Origin of the sequence: Nocardioides aestuarii, assembly GCF_039527245.1 — a bacterium.
Lineage (GTDB): Bacteria > Actinomycetota > Actinomycetes > Propionibacteriales > Nocardioidaceae > Nocardioides > Nocardioides aestuarii.
Genome location: NZ_BAAAJT010000002.1, coordinates 2,809,227 through 2,825,167, shown reverse-complemented (window position 1 = coordinate 2,825,167; position 15,941 = coordinate 2,809,227). Strand labels below are relative to the sequence as shown.

The window sequence follows — 15,941 nt, the reverse complement described above, 5'->3', positions numbered from 1 at the left end:
CCGACCAGGCCGCGCTGGCGCTCGACCGCGCCCAGGCCGTCGCGGACCGCGAGCAGCTCGCCGTCATCTCCGACCGCGAGCGGATCGCGCGCGACCTCCACGACGTCGTCATCCAGCGACTCTTCGCGACCGGCCTCCAGCTCCAGGGCGTGGCGATGCTCGCCGGCGGCGGCGACGTCGCCCAGCGGCTGGACGCTGCCGTCGGCGACCTCGACAACACGATCGCCGCGATCCGGGGCACCATCTTCGAGCTGCAGAGCCCCCAGCAGGACTCGCTGCGCGCCGAGGTCCGGGCGCTGGTCCGCGAGTACGTCCCCGTCCTCGGCTTCACCCCGCTCGTGACGACCACCGGTCCGGTCGACACCGCCGTCCCCGCCCGGGTCCGCGACCAGCTGCTGCCGGTCCTGCGCGAGGCGGTCTCGAACGTGTCGCGCCACGCGCTCGCCGAGCACGCGGAGGTCGAGCTGTCCGTCACCGGCGAGGAGGTGCGGCTCGTCGTCTCCGACGACGGCACCGGGATCCCCGACCAGCCTGCCCGCGAGTCGGGGCTGCGCAACGCCAGGCGCCGCGCGGCCGACCTCGGCGGCACGCTCGCCCTCACCCCACGCACGCCGAGCGGGACGGTCCTGACGTGGACCGTCCCGCTCGGGGGTTGAGTCGTTCAGCGGAGCACGGGGTACTGCTGGACCAGGTGGGTCTCCTCCCAGGCCCTCCCGAAGCCCCACGTGCGGCCGGCGGCGCCGAAGAACAGCACGGCCATCACGATGATGCCGACGAGGTGGTCGTCGACGACGGGGTTGTTCTCCAGCGGCAGCACGGCGGCGTACATGAAGGCGTACATCAGTGCGCCCGCCGCGGTGCCGATCCGCATCCCGACCCCCAGCAGCAGCGTGACGCCGATGCCGAGCAGGCCGAGCATGAAGAGCCAGTCGACCCATGCCTGGCCGGCCAGGGCGTCGAAGAAGCCCTTGAACGGGTTGTCGGCCGGGACCCCGAAGGTCAGGAAGCCCTCGGTCGGGCTGCCGCCGTTGATCCAGGCGGCGGGGCCGAACCGGTCGAGCACGCCCTCCTGGTCGTAGCCGGTGTGGAAGCCGAGCGCGAAGGTCTTGTCGACGAAGGCCCACAGGAACGTCACGCCGAAGGCGATCCGCAGCGTGGCGATGGACCGGTCGAGCATGGTCTCGTTCCGGGGCGTGATGCCGGCCTGGCCCTCGTGACCAGCGTGGTCGGCGTCGTGGTGGCGACGGTGGGTGAGGTGGACGTTCATGGTGACGACCTCCAGGTCGGTGACGGGTGGTGCTCTGTCACCTCTACGGTCGCGCCCCGGCACCCTCCCCGGTCAGGGCTGATGGTCCCTAGTGGGGAGGGCCTTCCTTCCCCAGCAGCCGGGACGCCAGGACCGCCGCCTGGGTACGCCGCTCGAGGCCGAGCTTGGCGAGGATGCTCGACACGTAGTTCTTGACCGTCTTCTCGGCGAGGAACATCTGCTCGCCGATCTGGCGGTTGGTCAGCCCCTCGGCGATGTGGCCGAGCAGCTTGAGCTCCTGGTCGGTGAGGTCGGCGAGCTCCGGCGCGGTCGCCGGTCCGTTGCGGACCCTTTCGAGCACCTTCGCGGTGAGGCTGGGATCGATCAACGACCGGCCCTCGGCGACGTGGCGCACCGCGGTCACGAGGTCAGTGCTGCGGATCTCCTTGAGGACGTAGCCGCTCGCACCGGCCATGATCGCGGCGAACAGCGCCTCGTCGTCGTCGTAGGAGGTCAGGATGAGCGCGCGGATCGAGTCGTCGACCGCGCGGACGGCGCGGCAGACCTCGATCCCGGACCCGTCGGGCAGCCGCGCGTCGAGCACGGCCACGTCCGGCCGCAGCGCCGGGATCCGGGCGGTGGCCTCGACGGCGGAGGCGGACTCCCCCACGACCTCGAGGTCGTCGTGCTGCTCGAGCAGGAACCGGAGCCCCTGCCGGACGACGTCGTGGTCGTCGAGGAGGAAGACCTTGATCTTCTCGGAGGTCATGCGGCTGTTCTACACGAGCAGCAGCCGCTCGCGCTCGGACTCGGCGTCGGCGAGACCGCCGGCGACCTCCTGCTTCATCGTCGCGAGCCGCTGCCCGACGCGGTTGACCTGGTCGAGGAGCGCGTGGACCCGCTGGCTGGCCTGGCCGATCCGCTCGCGGACCGCCCAGTCGGTGAAGATGTTGTCGAACCAGATGTCGAGGGCCCGGGTCATCGAGTCGATGCCGACACCGCCGACGGCGTCGAGGCCGACGTCGGCGAGCTCGGTCCCGAGCCGCGCGAGCGCCGCGTCGGCCTGTCGCATGAGAGCGGCCGCCTTGTCGAGCTGGTCGTGCTTGGCCATGCTCGACAACATCCCGCCGCCGAAGAAGGTGTCGTAGGTCGACCACGACCCGGCGCTGCCGAGGTGCTGGGCCGTCCGCTGGAGGACGGCGTGCGCCTCGCGACCGGCGGCGTCGGCCTCCTCGACCTGGACGCCCCGGGCCCGCAGCCGGCCGACCTCGGCGGCGAGCTCGGTGAGCCGCGCCGCGCGGTCGGCGTGGGCCGGGTCGGACCGGACCTCGGTCTCGCGCTCGGCCACCAGCTGGGTCCGACGCGCGTCGAGGTCGCCGTACGCCGCGATCCGCTGCTCGAGGGACGCCCGCTCCCGCTGCTCCGTCGTCAGCCGGGCCTCGGCGTCGGCCACGAGGTAGGAGGCCGCTTGCGCCTCCGCCCGTTCGCGGTCGAGGTCGCTCTGGCGGCTGCCCCGGAGGCTGGCGAGGATCCGCGTCATCGACATCGACTCCAGGTCGGCGACGTCGACCGTCTCGGCGGCCAGCCGACGGCGCGCCTCGGCCAGCCGGTCGCGGGCCTGCTGCTCGCGGCGCTGCGTGGCGGCCATCGCGGCGAGCAGCCCGTCGCGCTCCGTGCGTTCGCGAGCGAGCTCTTCGAGGGCTGCGAGGGTCCGAGACATGCGGCCGATCGTAGGGTCGGGGTCATGCGGATCGTGTCATTGCTCCCCTCGACGACCGAGATCCTCTTCGCGATCGGTGCCGGCGACGACGTGGTGGGCGTGACCTTCGAGTGCGACTTCCCCGAGGAGGCACGCGCGCGGACGATCGTGTCGACCTCCGCGATGCCGTCGGGCCTGACGCCGGCCGGGATCGACGCGTTCGTGGTCGCGGCGATGGACCGGGGCGAGGACCTCTACCACCTCGACGAGGGAGCGCTGTCCGGCCTGGACGCCGACCTCGTCGTCACCCAGGACCTCTGCGCCGTCTGTGCCGTGGACGTCTCCGTCGTCGACGACGCGCTCGCCCACCTCGGGTGCACCGCCGACGTGCTGACGATCGACCCGCACACCCTCGACGAGGTCCTGGAGTCGATCGTCGAGCTCGGTCGCGCCACGGGCCGGGTCGCCGAGGCGGAGTCGCTGGTCGCCGGCCAGCGCACGCGGCTCGACGCCGTCGCCGCCCGGGTCGCCGCGCGTCGCCGGCCGCGGGTGATGTTCCTGGAGTGGACCGACCCGCCGTTCGCGCCGGGCCACTGGATCCCGGAGATGATCGAGCTGGCCGGCGGGGAGCCGCTGCTCGGCCGTCCCGGCGCGAAGTCCGTCCGGGTCGCCTGGGACGACGTGCACGCCGCAGCTCCCGAGGTGGTCGTGGTCGCGCCCTGCGGCTTCGACCGCGACGGCTGCCAGTCGCTCGCCGACGAGCTGGTGGCGGCGGAGCGGCTGCCCGGCGGCGTACGGGTGCACGCCGTGGACGCCAACGCCTCCTGGGCCCGGCCGGGCACCCGGCTGGTGGACGGTGTCGAGGAGCTCGCTGCCGTCCTCCACCCGTCCTTGAGGCGGTAGTCCCGAACGAAACCGTCGTCATGTCCGCCCGCGAACAACGGATGCGTTAGGGACTATCGCCCACGCAGCTACTCCCCCGTCGCGCCGTCGATCGACTCCCGGATCAGGTCGGCGTGGCCGTTGTGGCGGGCGTACTCCTCGACCAGGTGGACCAGGATCCAGCGCAGGTCGAACGGGGTGTCATGCGCACGGCTGCGCTTGACCGACAGCCGGTCGAGGTCGTCCCCGACCTCGTCCAGGACGGCGTCGCAACGCGCGATCACGCGGTCGTAGAGGGCGAGCAGCTCCTCGGGCGTGTGGGTGGCCGCGTCCGACATCTCCCAGTCGGGGTCGCTGTCCCAGTCGGCGTCGGCCCAGTGGTCGTGGCCCTCGCGGCCCATCAGCACCACGGAGAGCCAGTTGTCCTCGACGAGCGCCAGGTGGGCCATCAGGCCGCCAAGGGTCAGGGTGCTCGGCGCCAGCTGTTGCGCGAGCTGGTCGGCCGTGAGCCCGTGGCACTTCCAGCGGAGCGTGTCGCGGTGGTAGTCGAGCCACGCTCGCAGCTGGGCGTGCTCGGGACCGTGGGTGGGTGGTTCCTGGCGGGTGTGCATCGAGTCGCTCATCGCCTCGGACGCTAGCGGCGTACGCCGCCAGGCAGCACCTGCTTTTCGGACCGCGCCGTCAGCCGACCCAGAAGCCGCGGCCGCCGCCCATCCAGTCGCCGAAGTGGTCGCGGTAGGACGCCGCCGACCGGTCGCCGAGGTAGGAGCCGACCACCGCGGCCCCGAGGTCGTCGAGCTCGGGGGCCACGACCCGGCCGTCGACCCGCTTGGCCATCGACTCGATGAACCGGGCGAGACCCGGGTCGTCGCCCAGCCGGAAGAAGGTCGTCTGGGCGCCCATCCGGCCCGCGTTGTCGAGCTCGCGCACCGCGTTGGCGATCGTCAGCGGGTGGGGCGGGTAGGAGAACCACACCTCGCCGTCGGGCTCGAGGTGGGAGGTCGGCTCGCCGTCGGTGACGACCAGGAGCACCGGCTGGGCGTTGGGGTGCTTGCGGAAGTGGCGGTTGGCGAGGAGCAGCCCGTGGTGGAGGTTGGTGCCCTTGTCCCAGCGGGCGTCGAGCGCCGTGAGCTGCTCGATCTCCATCACCTGCGCCGCCCGGCCGAAGGTGATGAGCTGGAGCGCGTCGCCTCGGAACCGCGACCGGATCAGGGTGTGCAGCGCCAGCGCCGTGCGCTTCATCGGCACCCAGCGGCCGTCCATCGCCATCGAGAACGAGGTGTCGACGAGCAGGGCGACGGCGGCCTGGGTGCGGGCCTCGGTCTCCTGCACCTCGACGTCCTCGATCTCCATCAGCCGGCCCGACGGGTCGGCCGCGCGGCGGCGTACGCCGTTGAGCACGGTGCGGGGCAGGTCCCACGGCTCGGTGTCGCCGAACTGCCACTCCCTGGTCGCCCCCGACAGGTCGCCGGCGGCTCCGGCCGCCCGCAGCTCGCGCTGGCCCTGGCGGCCCGACATCCGCTGGGCGACGTCGCGCAGCAGCGCCTTGCCGAGCTGACGCATCGCCTTCGGGCTGAGCCGGTACTGGCCGTCGGAGCCGCGCTGGAGGTATCCGCTGTCGCGCAGCGCCTGCTCGAGCCGCTGGAGGGCGCGCGCGTCGACGGCCGCCTGGTCACCCAGTTGGCGCGACAGCTGGTCGAGGTCGATGTCGTCGAGCCGGGCGCCGCCGTAGGACTGCGACAGCTGGTCGGCGAGCTGGTCGAGCTCGGCGAGGTCCTGGAGGGCGCCCGTGCCGTCGCCGAGGCCGAGTCCCTCCCCTCCCTCGAACTGCTCCGACCCGCCCCAGTCCTCACCGGGGCGGAGCGCCTGGAGGTTGGCGTCCATGCGGGCAAGCTGCTCCATCAACGCGGGCGAGCCGAAAGCCTGCTGGGACAGCTGCATCAGCTGCTCGCGCTGCTCGGGCGACATGGAGTTGAGCATCCGCTGAGCGGCGGCCGAGCGCTGGGCGAGGGTGTCGAGGAGCTCGTCGATGTTGCCCGGCTGCTCGGGGAAGAAGTCGCCGTGCTTGGCCATGAAGTCGTCGAAGTCGTCCTGCGTGTCCTCGCCCCGCTGGTGCTTCTCGAGGAGCTCGTTGAGGTCCTCCAGCATCTCGTTGACCGCCGCACGGTCCTCGTCGGTGGCGTTCTCCATCGCCTGCTTCATGCCGGCGAACCGCTGGTCGAGCAGCTCCCGTCCCAGCAGGTCCTTGATCTGCTCGTAGGCCTCGCGGGCCTCCCGGCTCTGCCAGTCGTAGGACGCCAGCTCGGTCACCGCCGCCGCCGTGTTCGGCGACAGGTTGTCCAGCTGCATCTCGCGGAAGTCGCGGTCGGCGTCGTCGAGCTCGACGTCGCGCGCCAGCTGCTTGCGCTCCTCGAGCACGGCCCGGTCGAGGAGCTCGCGGACCTCCTGCATCGTGCCGTCGAGGTTGTGCCGTCGCAGCAGGTCGCGCCGCTTCTCGGCCACCCGCCGGGAGAGCTCGTCGAGCCCGACCCGGTCGCGGTCGCCCCGGCGGAGGAACTCCTGCATCGCCCGCTCCGGGCTGTAGCCGGCCATCACGTCCTCGCCGATCGCGTCGAGCGCCTCGGCGAGGTCCACCGGTGGGGCGAGCGGGTCGCCGCCGTCGTACTTGCGATAGCGGCTCATGCGAGGTCCTTCCGCATCCACACCCAGTCGAGGTGCGGCCATGACTCGAAGCGGGTGCGGCCCGTCTCGACATATCCCCGGCGGTCGTAGAACTCGGCGGCACGGTCGTTGCCGCCGACGTACTCGAGCGTCAGGACCGGACCGGCTGCCGCCTCGACCTCGGTCAGCAGGGACGAGCCGATGCCGGCACCCTGGCGCTCGGGGTGGACGTAGAGCTTCCACATGACCGGGAGCCCCTCGTGCTCCCCGAGGTTCGCGACGCCCGTGACCGCGCCATCCTCCTCCACGACCCAGTGGGGCAGGCGCTCGAGGCCGTCGCCGACGGCCTTGACGGACCACCACTGCTCGAGCTGGTGGGCGGCGAAGCCCTGGTCGATCGGGCCGTAGGTCGCCGGCACGACGACGTCACCGAGCGCCACGATGGCCGCGGCGTCGGTCGCGATCGCTCGGCGCACGGTCATCCGTAGACCGTCTCGTTGCCGCCTGGTACGACCTGACTGTCCTTGCCGATCTTGCGGGCGAGATAGAGGCCCTCGAGGGCCAGCTCGATGGCCGCGGCACGGGTGCCGTCGTCGGTCGCGCCGAGCGCGTCGCAGACCTGGTCGTAGAGCTCCGACTCCCCGAGCACCGGCAGCCCGGCGAGGAAGTCGCGGGCGGCGACCTGCGAGCCGGTGGTGACCATCCGGCCGTCCTCCATCGCCTCGACGAGCAGCGCCATGTCGATGCCACGCAGGTGGTGGCGGACGGTCGCGGCGGTCGCCGTCCGGAGCAGGTGGGTGAGGACCTCCCGCTCCCGTCCCTCCTCGCCGGTCTCGAACTCGATCTTGCCGCCGAGCACGTCGACGGCCGTCTCGACGTCGACGGTGCGGGCGACGGCGCGCTCCTCCCCCTGCCGCGTGGCGCGGTGGAGGGCGGCGGCGGCGATCGTCTCGGCGCCCGCGATCGCGAACCGGGCGGAGACGCCCGAGCGCTGGTCGACGCTGCTGCTCTCGCGCAGGTTGCGGGTGAAGCGGGCGAGGGTCTCGACCACGTGGTCGGGGACGTCGGCGACGAGGTCGGCCTCCTGCCGGATGACCGCGACCTCGTCGGCGAGCTCGGTCGGGTAGTGGGTGCGGATCTCGGCGCCGAAGCGGTCCTTGAGCGGCGTGATGATCCGGCCGCGGTTGGTGTAGTCCTCGGGGTTGGCGCTGGCGACGACGAGGACGTCGAGCGGCAGCCGCAGCACGTAGCCGCGGATCTGGATGTCGCGCTCCTCCATCACGTTGAGCATCGCGACCTGGATCCGCTCGGCGAGGTCGGGCAGCTCGTTGATCGCGACGATGCCGCGGTGGCTGCGCGGGATCAGCCCGAAGTGGATGGTCTCGGGGTCGCCCAGCGAGCGGCCCTCGGCCACCTTCATCGGGTCGACGTCACCGATCAGGTCGGCCACGCTCGTGTCGGGCGTGGCCAGCTTCTCGGCGTAGCGCTCGTCGCGGTGGCGCCACGAGACCCGCAGGTCGTCGCCGTACGTCGCCGCCGCCTGCTTCGACTGGACGGAGACGGGGTCGTAGGGGTGCTCGCCGATCTCGGAGCCGGAGATGACCGGCGACCACTCGTCGAGCAGCCCGACCAGCGAACGCAGCAGCCGGGTCTTGCCCTGGCCGCGCTCGCCGAGGAGCACGATGTCGTGGCCCGCGATGAGGGCGCGCTCGACCTGCGGGATGACGGTGTCGTCGAAGCCGTGGAGGCCGGGCCACGGGTCGTCACCCGCGGCCAGCCGGACCAGCAGGTTGTCGCGCAGCTCCTCGCGGAGCGACTTCTGGCGGTGGCCGCTCGCGCGCAGCTCGCCGACGGTGGACACGGTGGGGGCGTCAGTCACCCGGTCGACGCTACTGCGGGCCGCAAGGACCCGGCCCCGCTCAGCCCTCGCGGTGCGGCACCACGACGACCGGGCAGCGGGCGTGCTCGACGACCGCCGTGGCCACCGACCCGGTCAGGATCTCCGAGGCGACCCCTCCGGCGTGGGCGCCGACCACCACGGCCGTCGCCTCGTGGGAGAGCGCCACGAGACGGTCCTCCGGCGCCGCGTCGACGTTCTCCCTCGTGATCTCCACGTCGGGGTACTTCTCCTGGAGGCCGGCGAGCGTCTCGGCGAGCCGGATTCCCTGGTCGGGGATGGTGTCGCCCAGAGGGCCGAGCCAGCGGCTGTGCACGACGTGGAGCGGGAGCTGGCGGTAGGACGCCAGCGCGGCGGCGTACTCGGCCGTGACGACCGAGCGCTCCGAGCCCTCGACCCCGACCACGACCCGCGCACGGGGAGTCGCGTCCTCGGGCGCCGGCCGGCAGACCACGACCGGGCAGTGGGCGTGCCGGGCGACGGCCACGCTGGTCGATCCGAGGAGGAGGCTCCGCATCGAGCCGCGTCCGCGAGAACCGACCACGACGGTGGCAGCGCCCTTCGTCAGCTCGATGAGGACGTCGCGCGGGTCGGCCTCCGCCGGCACCTCGCGGACCTCGACGTCGGGGGCGATCCCCTGGGCGACCTCGCGGGCGTCGGCCAGGACCCGGTGGGCCTCGGCGCGGACGTCCGTGCAGATCTCGTCGTAGTACATGACCGCCTCGCCCATGCGGTACTTCTCCGGCAGCACGATCGCGGCGACCAGGGTCAGGGGGCGGTGGTGGTCACGCGCCTCCTCGGCCGCCCAGCGCAGGGCGCGCGCGGCTCCCGGTGAGCCGTCCACCCCCACGACGACCGTCCCGTGGGGTACGGCGCTGACGATGCTCTTGAGGGTGCTCATGGTGTCCTCCTCGGCAGGTGACGACGTCCCTCGTCGTCACCTCCACCGTCCCGCTCCCCGGGGCTCGGCCGTAGGGCCTCCGGGTGCCGGGTGGCGGGACCTTGGTCCCTCGCGCTCAGGCGTGGCTCCGACGGCGGCGCCGGGCGACGAAGAACACTGCGCCGCTGGCGAGGAAGACGAGGGCGGTGCCTGCTACGAACGCGGAGCTGCGCGGGGACGCCGAGAGGCTCGGGGCACCCTGCATGCCCGGACCGGCGCTGGCCGCCGCACGTGCGCCGAGCACCTGGACCGCACCGCTCGGCGACTGCGTGCCGCAGACATCGACCTTGCCCTGCTTGGTGACCTGGCTCAGCGTGACCACGAAGGTGAAAGAGGCGCTCTGCCTCATCGCGGCCCGGCTGAGGCCCGGATCGATCGCCATGGTGACGTCGATGCGCTGCACCCCGCCCGGGCTCACAGTGGGACCGGTGACGAGTGTGCGGCACTCGTTCTTCTTCCTGTCCTGCTGCAACGGCACCGAGGTGCCGGTCTGGCCCCCGACGGTGGCGGTGAAGCTGAGCGAACGTTCGAACTCGTTGACTGCGTCCTTGGGTACCAGCGCGATCGTGGCCCGCGTCGTCGAGGGCGACTCGTTCTTGACGTAGAACGAGCTGGTCGCCGTGCCAGGCACGTAGGTGCCGGTGAACAGCGGCGTCGTCAACGACTCGGTGAACGGACCGGCCCCGTTGAGGCCGAGCTTCAGCCGATCTGGGTCGGCATGAGCGGGGGCACCGCCCGTCAGGGAGATCAGCACGGTGGCGAGGAGGGCGGTCAGCCACCGCACGGTGCGCATCATGCCGCGATCCCCTCGGGCCGACGGCGGCGCTCCAGGAAGCCGGCCGCGATGAACCAGCCGCCGTAGAGGAGGAGACCGAACGCGGCGGCGTCGGTCACCCTGCCCAGCCAGCCCCCGGCCATCCAGACCGATACCCAGCCCAGCTTCGGCACGGAGTACCAGACCGCACCCTTGACCTGTGCCGGTTCCACCGCACTGAGGTCCGCCGCATTGTTGGCGTCGCCCTGGGTGACGTAGGACGTCCCCTCACTGCCGACGTTGAGCCCCACGATGCGATGCGTGGTGAGCGTCGGGTCGTCCGAGAACGGCTGGAAGGTGATGACGTCACCGACCCCGAGATGGTCGGTGTCGACAGGCCTCACGATCACCACGTCACCGATGTCGTAGGTGCCGGTCATGGAGCCGCTCAGCACCGTCAGAGGCTTGGCGCCGGCGGCCCTCGGGACCACGATCAGGGCGGCCGCGGCGGCGATCACCGCGAGCAGCAGGGTCCAGCTGAACACCTGGACGAGGAACGAGCGTGCCGCGGTCACGGTGTCACCACCTCGCACAGCATGTTGCTGTTGCCGTTGTTGCTGACTCGCTCCATCCGGAGTGCCCCGGGCACTTCAGTTGGCCCGGCCGCGGTGGCGGCGGTGACGCGGAAGTATCGGACTGCAGGCGAGGTCAGGGTGACCTGGTGCTGCGTCGTGGTCGACCCGTAGGTGGCCGTGGTGCTGTAGCTCCCGGTCTGGCTGCCGGACACGGTGACCGTGTAGCCGGTGGCTCCGGACACGGGCTCCCAGGTGAAGGACCGGACGTCCTTGACCGACTGCGCCGAGCAGGTGAGTGGCTGCGTCGCGACGGTCACCGCGATGGTGCGCGTGATCGCCGGGGTGGTCCAGCCGGCGGTCGGACGCTGGGCGCTGCTCAAGGTGAGGTTCACGTTCCCGCTCACGGCTGTCGTGGAGGAGGTGACCCGGACGCAGAGCGTCTGGTCGGCGCTGGTCGGCGTGGTGTCGACCGAGACCGTCGAGGTGCCGGGGCAGGCGGTACCCACGGTGGCCGTGACCCCGGTGGGAGTCGATCCCACCGTAGCCGTGATCCGCTGGCCGAGCTTCTTGCCGACCGAGGTGTCGTCGAGCACCAGGGTGGTGTCGGCGGTGGCCCCGGCGACGCGGCTGACGGTGACACCGCCGGGCGTGGTGGCCGTGTAGCTCATCTGTCCCGACGAGACCGAGTGCCCGGCCAGTTGTCGCTGGCTGCTCCAGGACGCGTGCGTGCCACCCGTGGTGGCGCCCCCGACGAGGAGGGCGCCGACCACGGCGGCGACGAACGGGATCCTGGGATTCATGGGCTCGGTTCAGTCAGGAGTCGGCGGATCAGGACTGGCTGATGGTGAAGGTCGAGGCCGGGGTGGTGGCCGACTTCAGCTGGTCGGTGGTGCCGCCGGTGCTGGCGGGCAGCACGTAGGTGACCGTCGCGGTCAGTGTGGCCGAGGTGAACGGCGCGTCGAAGGTGAAGTGCGTCGCGTCGACCTTCGTGATGCTGGCGTTGCTCGAGATCACGTCGACATCGCGGGTCAGGGTCGAGAAGCCATTGGGCGACATGTTCTGGGTCGCCAGGGCGATCGCGCCCCTGAGGTTCTTGCCGGTGCCCGTGACGGTAAAGGTCTGGGTGTAGGTGACCTTGTCGCCGGGGACCATCTTGTCGCTGGCGGTCCAGTCGTTCGCAGCCGCGGTGTTGGCGTCGTCGTAGGAGCCAGCCGCGGTGTCGATGGTGAGGTCACCGGACTGCACGCCGTTCTGGGCGAGCTGCTCGGAGTCACTCCACAGCGCGTAGGTGCCGAAGCCGCCCATGAGCAGTGCGATACCGGTGGCGCCGGCGACGGAGCCCTTCATCATCTTGTTCATCTGAATCCCCTTGAAAGGTGCGATCCCCCACGGGATCGCTGCGGGGAGGAACGTATGCAGCCGGACTTTGGATCAGGGGCGGCTTGGATCAATGGGGGTGAACATGTGTACACGCCGTTACCGAGAATGCCTGCGACGTACGGAAGTCAACGCCGGACGTCCTCCGAAGACAGCGACAGGCATGGCCCGGACGGGCCATGCCTGTTACCGCGGCCGGATCCACCCGACGGGGTGGGTCAGCTGATGAAGCCCTCGTCACGCAGCCACTCGTCGGCGACGTCGACGGGCTCACGGCCCTTCACGTCGACCTCGGCGTTGAGGTCGAGCAGGACCTCGTTGGTCAGCTCCTTCGCGACCGGGTCGATGACGTCCTCGATCGCGGGATACTCCTTCGCGACCTCCTCGCGCAGCACGAGCGAGACGTTGTACTTCGGGAAGTACTGGCGGTCGTCCTCCAGGACCTCGAGGTCGAGGGCGACGATGCGGCCGTCGGTGGTGAAGACCTCGCCGAAGGTGCACTCCCCCTTCGCGGTCGCGTCGTAGATCGCACCGGTCTGGTAGGTCTGGATGTTGTCGTTCGGGGTGCCGTTCCCGCCCAGCGGGATGTCGTAGGTCTTCAGGGCGCCGGGCAGTCCGTCGGCCCGGTTCTGGAACTCCGACTCCACGCAGAAGGTCCGCTCGGCGACCGGGACCTCCTTCATCTGCGACATCTTCGTGATGCCGTACTTGTCCGCGCTCTCCTGGGTGATGGCGAACGCGTAGGTGTTGTTCATCGGCGCCGGGGGCAGCCAGACCAGGTCGTTCTGCTCACGGTCGAGGTCCTTCACGGCCTCGTACTGCTCCTGCTCGTCCGGGATCGGCTTGCCCTTGCCGAGGTAGACCAGCCAGCCGGTGCCGGTGTACTCCCACATCGCGTCGATGTCGCCCGTGAGGTGGGCCTGACGGGCCGAGGCGCTGCCCGGGATGTTCGTCAGGTCGGTGACGTCGGCACCGGCGGCCTTGAGCAGGATCAGCGCCATCTTGCCGAGGATGATGTTCTCGGAGAAGTTCTTCGAGCCGATCGCGATGTCGGCGCCCTCGAGGTCCGGGGCGTCGGCGAGCGGGCCGGCGAGCTCGCCCTGCGGCACGTTGCCGCCGGCGGTGGCGAGGCCACAGCCGGCGAGCAGGGTCGCGGAGAGCGCGGCCCCGAGCGCGGCGGTCATGGTCCTGGGAGGTCGGCGCACGTCAGATGCCCTTCGGCTTCGTGATCAGCTCGAGCAGCCGGCCCAGCCACTCGATGGTCAGGGCGAGCAGGGCGACCAGCACCGCACCGGCCACCATCAGGCGGAACTCGAAGAGGGTGATGCCGGTGTTGATGATGCCGCCGAGCCCGCCGCCGTTGATGAAGGTCGCGAGGGTCGCCGTGCCGACGACCAGCACCAGTGCCGTCCGGACGCCGGCCATGATCACCGGGATCGCGAGCGGCAGCTCGATGCGCAGCAGGACGTCGCTCGCGGACATGCCGATGCCGCGTCCGGCCTCGACGAGGGTCGGGTCCACGCCCTGCAGGCCGGTGATGGTGTTGCGCAGCACCGGAAGCAGTCCGTAGAGGACCAACCCGATGATCGCGGTCCAGAAGCCGTAGCCGAGCAAGATCGCCAGCAGCACGATCAACCCGATCGACGGCGCCGCCTGGCCGACGTTGGCGATGCCGACGACGAACGGCGAGAGCCGCCGCAGCTTGCCGCGGGTCAGCACGATGCCGAGGGGTACGGCGATGGCGACGACGAGGAACGAGGACACCGCGGTGAGCTTGGTGTGCTGCCACAGCAGGTCCAGCGTGGTCGACCACCTCAGCTGGCTGGCCTCGACGTCGCTGAGGTCGGCGGTCTGACGCCACAGGACGTAGGCGGCGAAGCCGAGCATGACCAGCAACGGCGGCACCGCCAGCATCAGCACGGTGTCGCGGTCGAGCCGCCGGCCGCTGCGCGGCCGGGCGGGAGCGGTGGCGGTGTCACTCACCGGCCTGCTCCTCCATGGCCTGCTCCTCCATGGCCTGCACGTGTCCAGTCACGGCCCGGAAGTCGATCACCCCGAGGTACTGGTCACGGTCACCCGTCACCACCGCCCCTCCGTGGCTGCTCGACAGCATGGTGTCGAGCGCGTCGTTGAGGGTCGCGCGCTGGTCGATGTTGACCAGGTCCTCGGTCGGCTCGACGATCGTGTCGCCCTTCAGCTGGCGCAGCCACGGCCAGCCGACCGGACGGTTGCGCGAGTCGAGGACGATGACCGCGCGGTCGCCGTTGGCCTCGGCACGCTGCTTGACCTCGGCCGTGGAGTCGCCGACCTGCGCCGTCGTCGGCGAGAGCAGCTCGACCTCGGCGACCCGCGCGAGCGACAAGGACTTCAACGACGACCCCGCCCCCACGAAGTCGGCCACGAAGTCGTTGGCCGGGGTGGCCAGGATCGCCTCGGGCACGTCGTACTGGGCGACCTGCGCACCCTCCTGGAGGATCAGGATCCGGTCGCCGAGCTTGATCGCCTCGTCGATGTCGTGGGTGACGCAGACGATCGTCTTGCGCAGCTCGCGCTGGATCGAGAGCAGCTCGTCCTGGAGCCGCTGGCGCGTGATCGGGTCGACCGCACCGAAGGGCTCGTCCATGAGGATCACCGGCGGGTCCGCGGCGAGACCCCGCGCGACGCCGACGCGCTGCTGCTGACCCCCGGACAGCTCCCGTGGGTAGCGGCCGCGGTAGCGCTGGGGGTCGAGGCCGACGAGGTCGAGCAGCTCACCGACACGGTCGCGTACCTGGTTGCCGTTCCAGCCCAGCAGCTTCGGCACGATCGCGATGTTCTGCTCGACCGTCATGTGCGGGAAGAGGCTGCCGCCCTGGATGACGTAGCCGACGTGGCGTCGCAGCTGGTCGGGGCTCTGGTCGCGCACGTCCTCGCCGTCGATGCGGATGGTGCCCGACGTCGGCTCGATCAGCCGGTTGATCATCTTCAACGACGTGGTCTTGCCGCAGCCGGACGGGCCGACGAACATCACGATCTCGCCGGCGGGGATGGTCAGCGAGAGCTGGTCGACGGCCGGGACGTCCTGGCCGGGGTACTGCTTGACGACGTCCTCGAGGACGATCTCGGCGCCACTGACGCCCCCCTGCTGCGAGGTGGTCTCCTGCTCGGGTGCGGTGGTCATCAGACGCGGATTCCCTTCGAGACGGTGAGGCGGCCCAGCAGGAGCAGGAACGCGTCGGCGAGCAGGGCGACGATGACGATGCCCACGGTGCCGACCAGCGCGTAGCGCAGGGCGTTCTCGTTCCCGATCTGGGTGAGGCCGGTGAAGATGTAGCCGCCGAGACCCGGGCCGAGGGCGTACGACGCGATCGCCGCGATGCCCATCGACATCTGGGTCGAGACCCGGACGCCGGCGAGGATCACCGGCCAGGCCAGTGGGAGTCGGACCCGCCAGAGCACGGCGAAGCTGCTCATCCCCATCCCCTTCGCCGACTCGAGCAGGGTCGGGTCGACACCCTGGAGACCGACCACGGCGTTGCGCAGGATCGGCAGCACGGCGTAGAAGGCGACGACCAGGAACCCGGTCATCGGCCCGATCGAGGTGATCGGCAGCAGCAGGCCCACGAGGGCGAGCGAGGGGATGGTCAGCCCGATCGCCGAGATGACGTTGGCGACACCCTGGAGCTGGGGCGAGCGCAGCACCAGCACCGCGATCACCACCGCGAGGATCGTCGCCCAGAAGACGGCCTGGAGCACGAGGCTGGCGTGCTGGAAGGAGTTGAAGAGGATCTGGTCACGACGCTCGTCGATGAAGTCCCACACGGTCCCGAGGTCCCCCCACGGGCCGCCGGACAGCGCTCGGTGCGACCGTCATCGTGGTTGAGGCGTGAACGACCCTTCCGCTCCACCAAACCACACGCCATCGACTCCC

18 protein-coding genes are annotated in these 15,941 nt (G+C 71.1%); 2 read left to right on the top strand and 16 right to left on the bottom strand.

Annotation, left to right across the window (positions count from 1 at the left end; translation table 11 throughout):
• Positions 1-656, top strand: a 656-nt coding sequence (locus ABD091_RS14255) for a sensor histidine kinase (protein ID WP_343919552.1), incomplete at its 5' end; no start/stop codon positions are given.
• Between the two features lie 5 nt (positions 657-661).
• On the opposite strand, the gene ABD091_RS14250 is transcribed toward ABD091_RS14255, so the two are convergent.
• The 3 genes from ABD091_RS14250 to ABD091_RS14240 form a co-directional block, all read right to left on the bottom strand.
• Positions 662-1,267 (bottom strand): hypothetical protein, encoded by a 606-nt coding sequence (locus ABD091_RS14250; RefSeq protein WP_343919550.1) that lies wholly within the window; start codon positions 1,265-1,267, stop codon positions 662-664.
• An 88-nt stretch (positions 1,268-1,355) separates the two neighbouring features.
• Positions 1,356-2,015 carry a response regulator gene (locus tag ABD091_RS14245; RefSeq protein WP_343919548.1) on the bottom strand — a complete coding sequence of 220 codons (660 nt, stop codon included), beginning with the start codon at positions 2,013-2,015 and terminating at the stop codon, positions 1,356-1,358.
• A gap of 9 nt (positions 2,016-2,024) precedes the next feature.
• Positions 2,025-2,966 (bottom strand): hypothetical protein, encoded by a 942-nt coding sequence (locus ABD091_RS14240; protein WP_343919546.1) that lies wholly within the window; start codon positions 2,964-2,966, stop codon positions 2,025-2,027.
• A gap of 24 nt (positions 2,967-2,990) precedes the next feature.
• Between ABD091_RS14240 and ABD091_RS14235 the strand changes: the two genes are divergently transcribed.
• Positions 2,991-3,848, top strand: a complete 858-nt coding sequence (locus tag ABD091_RS14235; RefSeq protein WP_343919544.1) for an ABC transporter substrate-binding protein — start codon at positions 2,991-2,993, stop codon at positions 3,846-3,848.
• A gap of 68 nt (positions 3,849-3,916) precedes the next feature.
• On the opposite strand, the gene ABD091_RS14230 is transcribed toward ABD091_RS14235, so the two are convergent.
• The 13 genes from ABD091_RS14230 to ABD091_RS14170 all read right to left on the bottom strand — a co-directional run bounded on the left by ABD091_RS14230 (position 3,917) and on the right by ABD091_RS14170 (position 15,832).
• Positions 3,917-4,450 carry a DinB family protein gene (locus ABD091_RS14230; protein ID WP_343919543.1) on the bottom strand — a complete coding sequence of 178 codons (534 nt, stop codon included), beginning with the start codon at positions 4,448-4,450 and terminating at the stop codon, positions 3,917-3,919.
• A gap of 58 nt (positions 4,451-4,508) precedes the next feature.
• A complete protein-coding gene (locus ABD091_RS14225; protein WP_343919541.1) occupies positions 4,509-6,509 on the bottom strand; it encodes a VWA domain-containing protein in 2,001 nt (666 codons plus the stop codon).
• Positions 6,506-6,970 carry a GNAT family N-acetyltransferase gene (locus tag ABD091_RS14220; protein WP_343919539.1) on the bottom strand — a complete coding sequence of 155 codons (465 nt, stop codon included), beginning with the start codon at positions 6,968-6,970 and terminating at the stop codon, positions 6,506-6,508. The genes ABD091_RS14225 and ABD091_RS14220 overlap by 4 nt, the downstream gene beginning before the upstream one ends.
• Positions 6,967-8,367, bottom strand: coding sequence for a MoxR family ATPase (locus ABD091_RS14215; protein WP_343919537.1), 1,401 nt, complete (start codon positions 8,365-8,367; stop codon positions 6,967-6,969). Before ABD091_RS14215 ends, ABD091_RS14220 begins: the two co-directional genes overlap by 4 nt.
• A 40-nt stretch (positions 8,368-8,407) precedes the next feature.
• Complete coding sequence (locus tag ABD091_RS14210) at positions 8,408-9,286, bottom strand: universal stress protein (protein WP_343919535.1); 879 nt, start codon at positions 9,284-9,286, stop codon at positions 8,408-8,410.
• Positions 9,287-9,401: 115 nt separating this feature from the next.
• Positions 9,402-10,121: a hypothetical protein gene (locus ABD091_RS14205; RefSeq protein WP_343919533.1), complete on the bottom strand. Its 720-nt coding sequence runs from the start codon at positions 10,119-10,121 to the stop codon at positions 9,402-9,404.
• Positions 10,118-10,654, bottom strand: coding sequence for a signal peptidase I (locus ABD091_RS14200; RefSeq protein WP_343919531.1), 537 nt, complete (start codon positions 10,652-10,654; stop codon positions 10,118-10,120). Before ABD091_RS14200 ends, ABD091_RS14205 begins: the two co-directional genes overlap by 4 nt.
• The gene (locus tag ABD091_RS14195; protein ID WP_343919529.1) at positions 10,651-11,454 is read right to left on the bottom strand and encodes a hypothetical protein; all 804 of its coding nucleotides are present in this window, start codon (positions 11,452-11,454) and stop codon (positions 10,651-10,653) included. Before ABD091_RS14195 ends, ABD091_RS14200 begins: the two co-directional genes overlap by 4 nt.
• Positions 11,455-11,482: 28 nt before the next feature.
• A complete protein-coding gene (locus tag ABD091_RS14190; protein ID WP_343919527.1) occupies positions 11,483-12,013 on the bottom strand; it encodes an alternate-type signal peptide domain-containing protein in 531 nt (176 codons plus the stop codon).
• A 236-nt stretch (positions 12,014-12,249) separates the two neighbouring features.
• The gene (locus ABD091_RS14185; RefSeq protein ID WP_343919525.1) at positions 12,250-13,215 is read right to left on the bottom strand and encodes a glycine betaine ABC transporter substrate-binding protein; all 966 of its coding nucleotides are present in this window, start codon (positions 13,213-13,215) and stop codon (positions 12,250-12,252) included.
• 22 nt (positions 13,216-13,237) lie between these two features.
• Positions 13,238-14,014, bottom strand: a complete 777-nt coding sequence (locus ABD091_RS14180; protein WP_343919523.1) for an ABC transporter permease — start codon at positions 14,012-14,014, stop codon at positions 13,238-13,240.
• The gene (locus ABD091_RS14175) at positions 14,007-15,191 is read right to left on the bottom strand and encodes an ATP-binding cassette domain-containing protein (RefSeq protein ID WP_343919521.1); all 1,185 of its coding nucleotides are present in this window, start codon (positions 15,189-15,191) and stop codon (positions 14,007-14,009) included. The genes ABD091_RS14180 and ABD091_RS14175 overlap by 8 nt, the downstream gene beginning before the upstream one ends.
• Complete coding sequence (locus tag ABD091_RS14170) at positions 15,191-15,832, bottom strand: ABC transporter permease (protein ID WP_343919519.1); 642 nt, start codon at positions 15,830-15,832, stop codon at positions 15,191-15,193. Before ABD091_RS14170 ends, ABD091_RS14175 begins: the two co-directional genes overlap by 1 nt.
• Positions 15,833-15,941 lie beyond the last annotated feature (109 nt).

What these genes read in the sequence shown, in the direction of transcription:
- ABD091_RS14240 (WP_343919546.1), bottom strand. Translation starts at nt 2,966, where the DNA reads ATGTCTCGGACCCTCGCAGCCCTCGAAGAGCTCGCTCGCGAACGCACG.
- ABD091_RS14175 (WP_343919521.1), bottom strand. Translation starts at nt 15,191, where the DNA reads ATGACCACCGCACCCGAGCAGGAGACCACCTCGCAGCAGGGGGGCGTC.
- ABD091_RS14250 (WP_343919550.1), bottom strand. Translation starts at nt 1,267, where the DNA reads ATGAACGTCCACCTCACCCACCGTCGCCACCACGACGCCGACCACGCT.
- ABD091_RS14225 (WP_343919541.1), bottom strand. Translation starts at nt 6,509, where the DNA reads ATGAGCCGCTATCGCAAGTACGACGGCGGCGACCCGCTCGCCCCACCG.
- ABD091_RS14210 (WP_343919535.1), bottom strand. Translation starts at nt 9,286, where the DNA reads ATGAGCACCCTCAAGAGCATCGTCAGCGCCGTACCCCACGGGACGGTC.
- ABD091_RS14205 (WP_343919533.1), bottom strand. Translation starts at nt 10,121, where the DNA reads ATGATGCGCACCGTGCGGTGGCTGACCGCCCTCCTCGCCACCGTGCTG.
- ABD091_RS14230 (WP_343919543.1), bottom strand. Translation starts at nt 4,450, where the DNA reads ATGAGCGACTCGATGCACACCCGCCAGGAACCACCCACCCACGGTCCC.
- ABD091_RS14235 (WP_343919544.1), top strand. Translation starts at nt 2,991, where the DNA reads ATGCGGATCGTGTCATTGCTCCCCTCGACGACCGAGATCCTCTTCGCG.
- ABD091_RS14245 (WP_343919548.1), bottom strand. Translation starts at nt 2,015, where the DNA reads ATGACCTCCGAGAAGATCAAGGTCTTCCTCCTCGACGACCACGACGTC.
- ABD091_RS14190 (WP_343919527.1), bottom strand. Translation starts at nt 12,013, where the DNA reads ATGAACAAGATGATGAAGGGCTCCGTCGCCGGCGCCACCGGTATCGCA.
- ABD091_RS14185 (WP_343919525.1), bottom strand. Translation starts at nt 13,215, where the DNA reads ATGACCGCCGCGCTCGGGGCCGCGCTCTCCGCGACCCTGCTCGCCGGC.
- ABD091_RS14220 (WP_343919539.1), bottom strand. Translation starts at nt 6,970, where the DNA reads ATGACCGTGCGCCGAGCGATCGCGACCGACGCCGCGGCCATCGTGGCG.
- ABD091_RS14195 (WP_343919529.1), bottom strand. Translation starts at nt 11,454, where the DNA reads ATGAATCCCAGGATCCCGTTCGTCGCCGCCGTGGTCGGCGCCCTCCTC.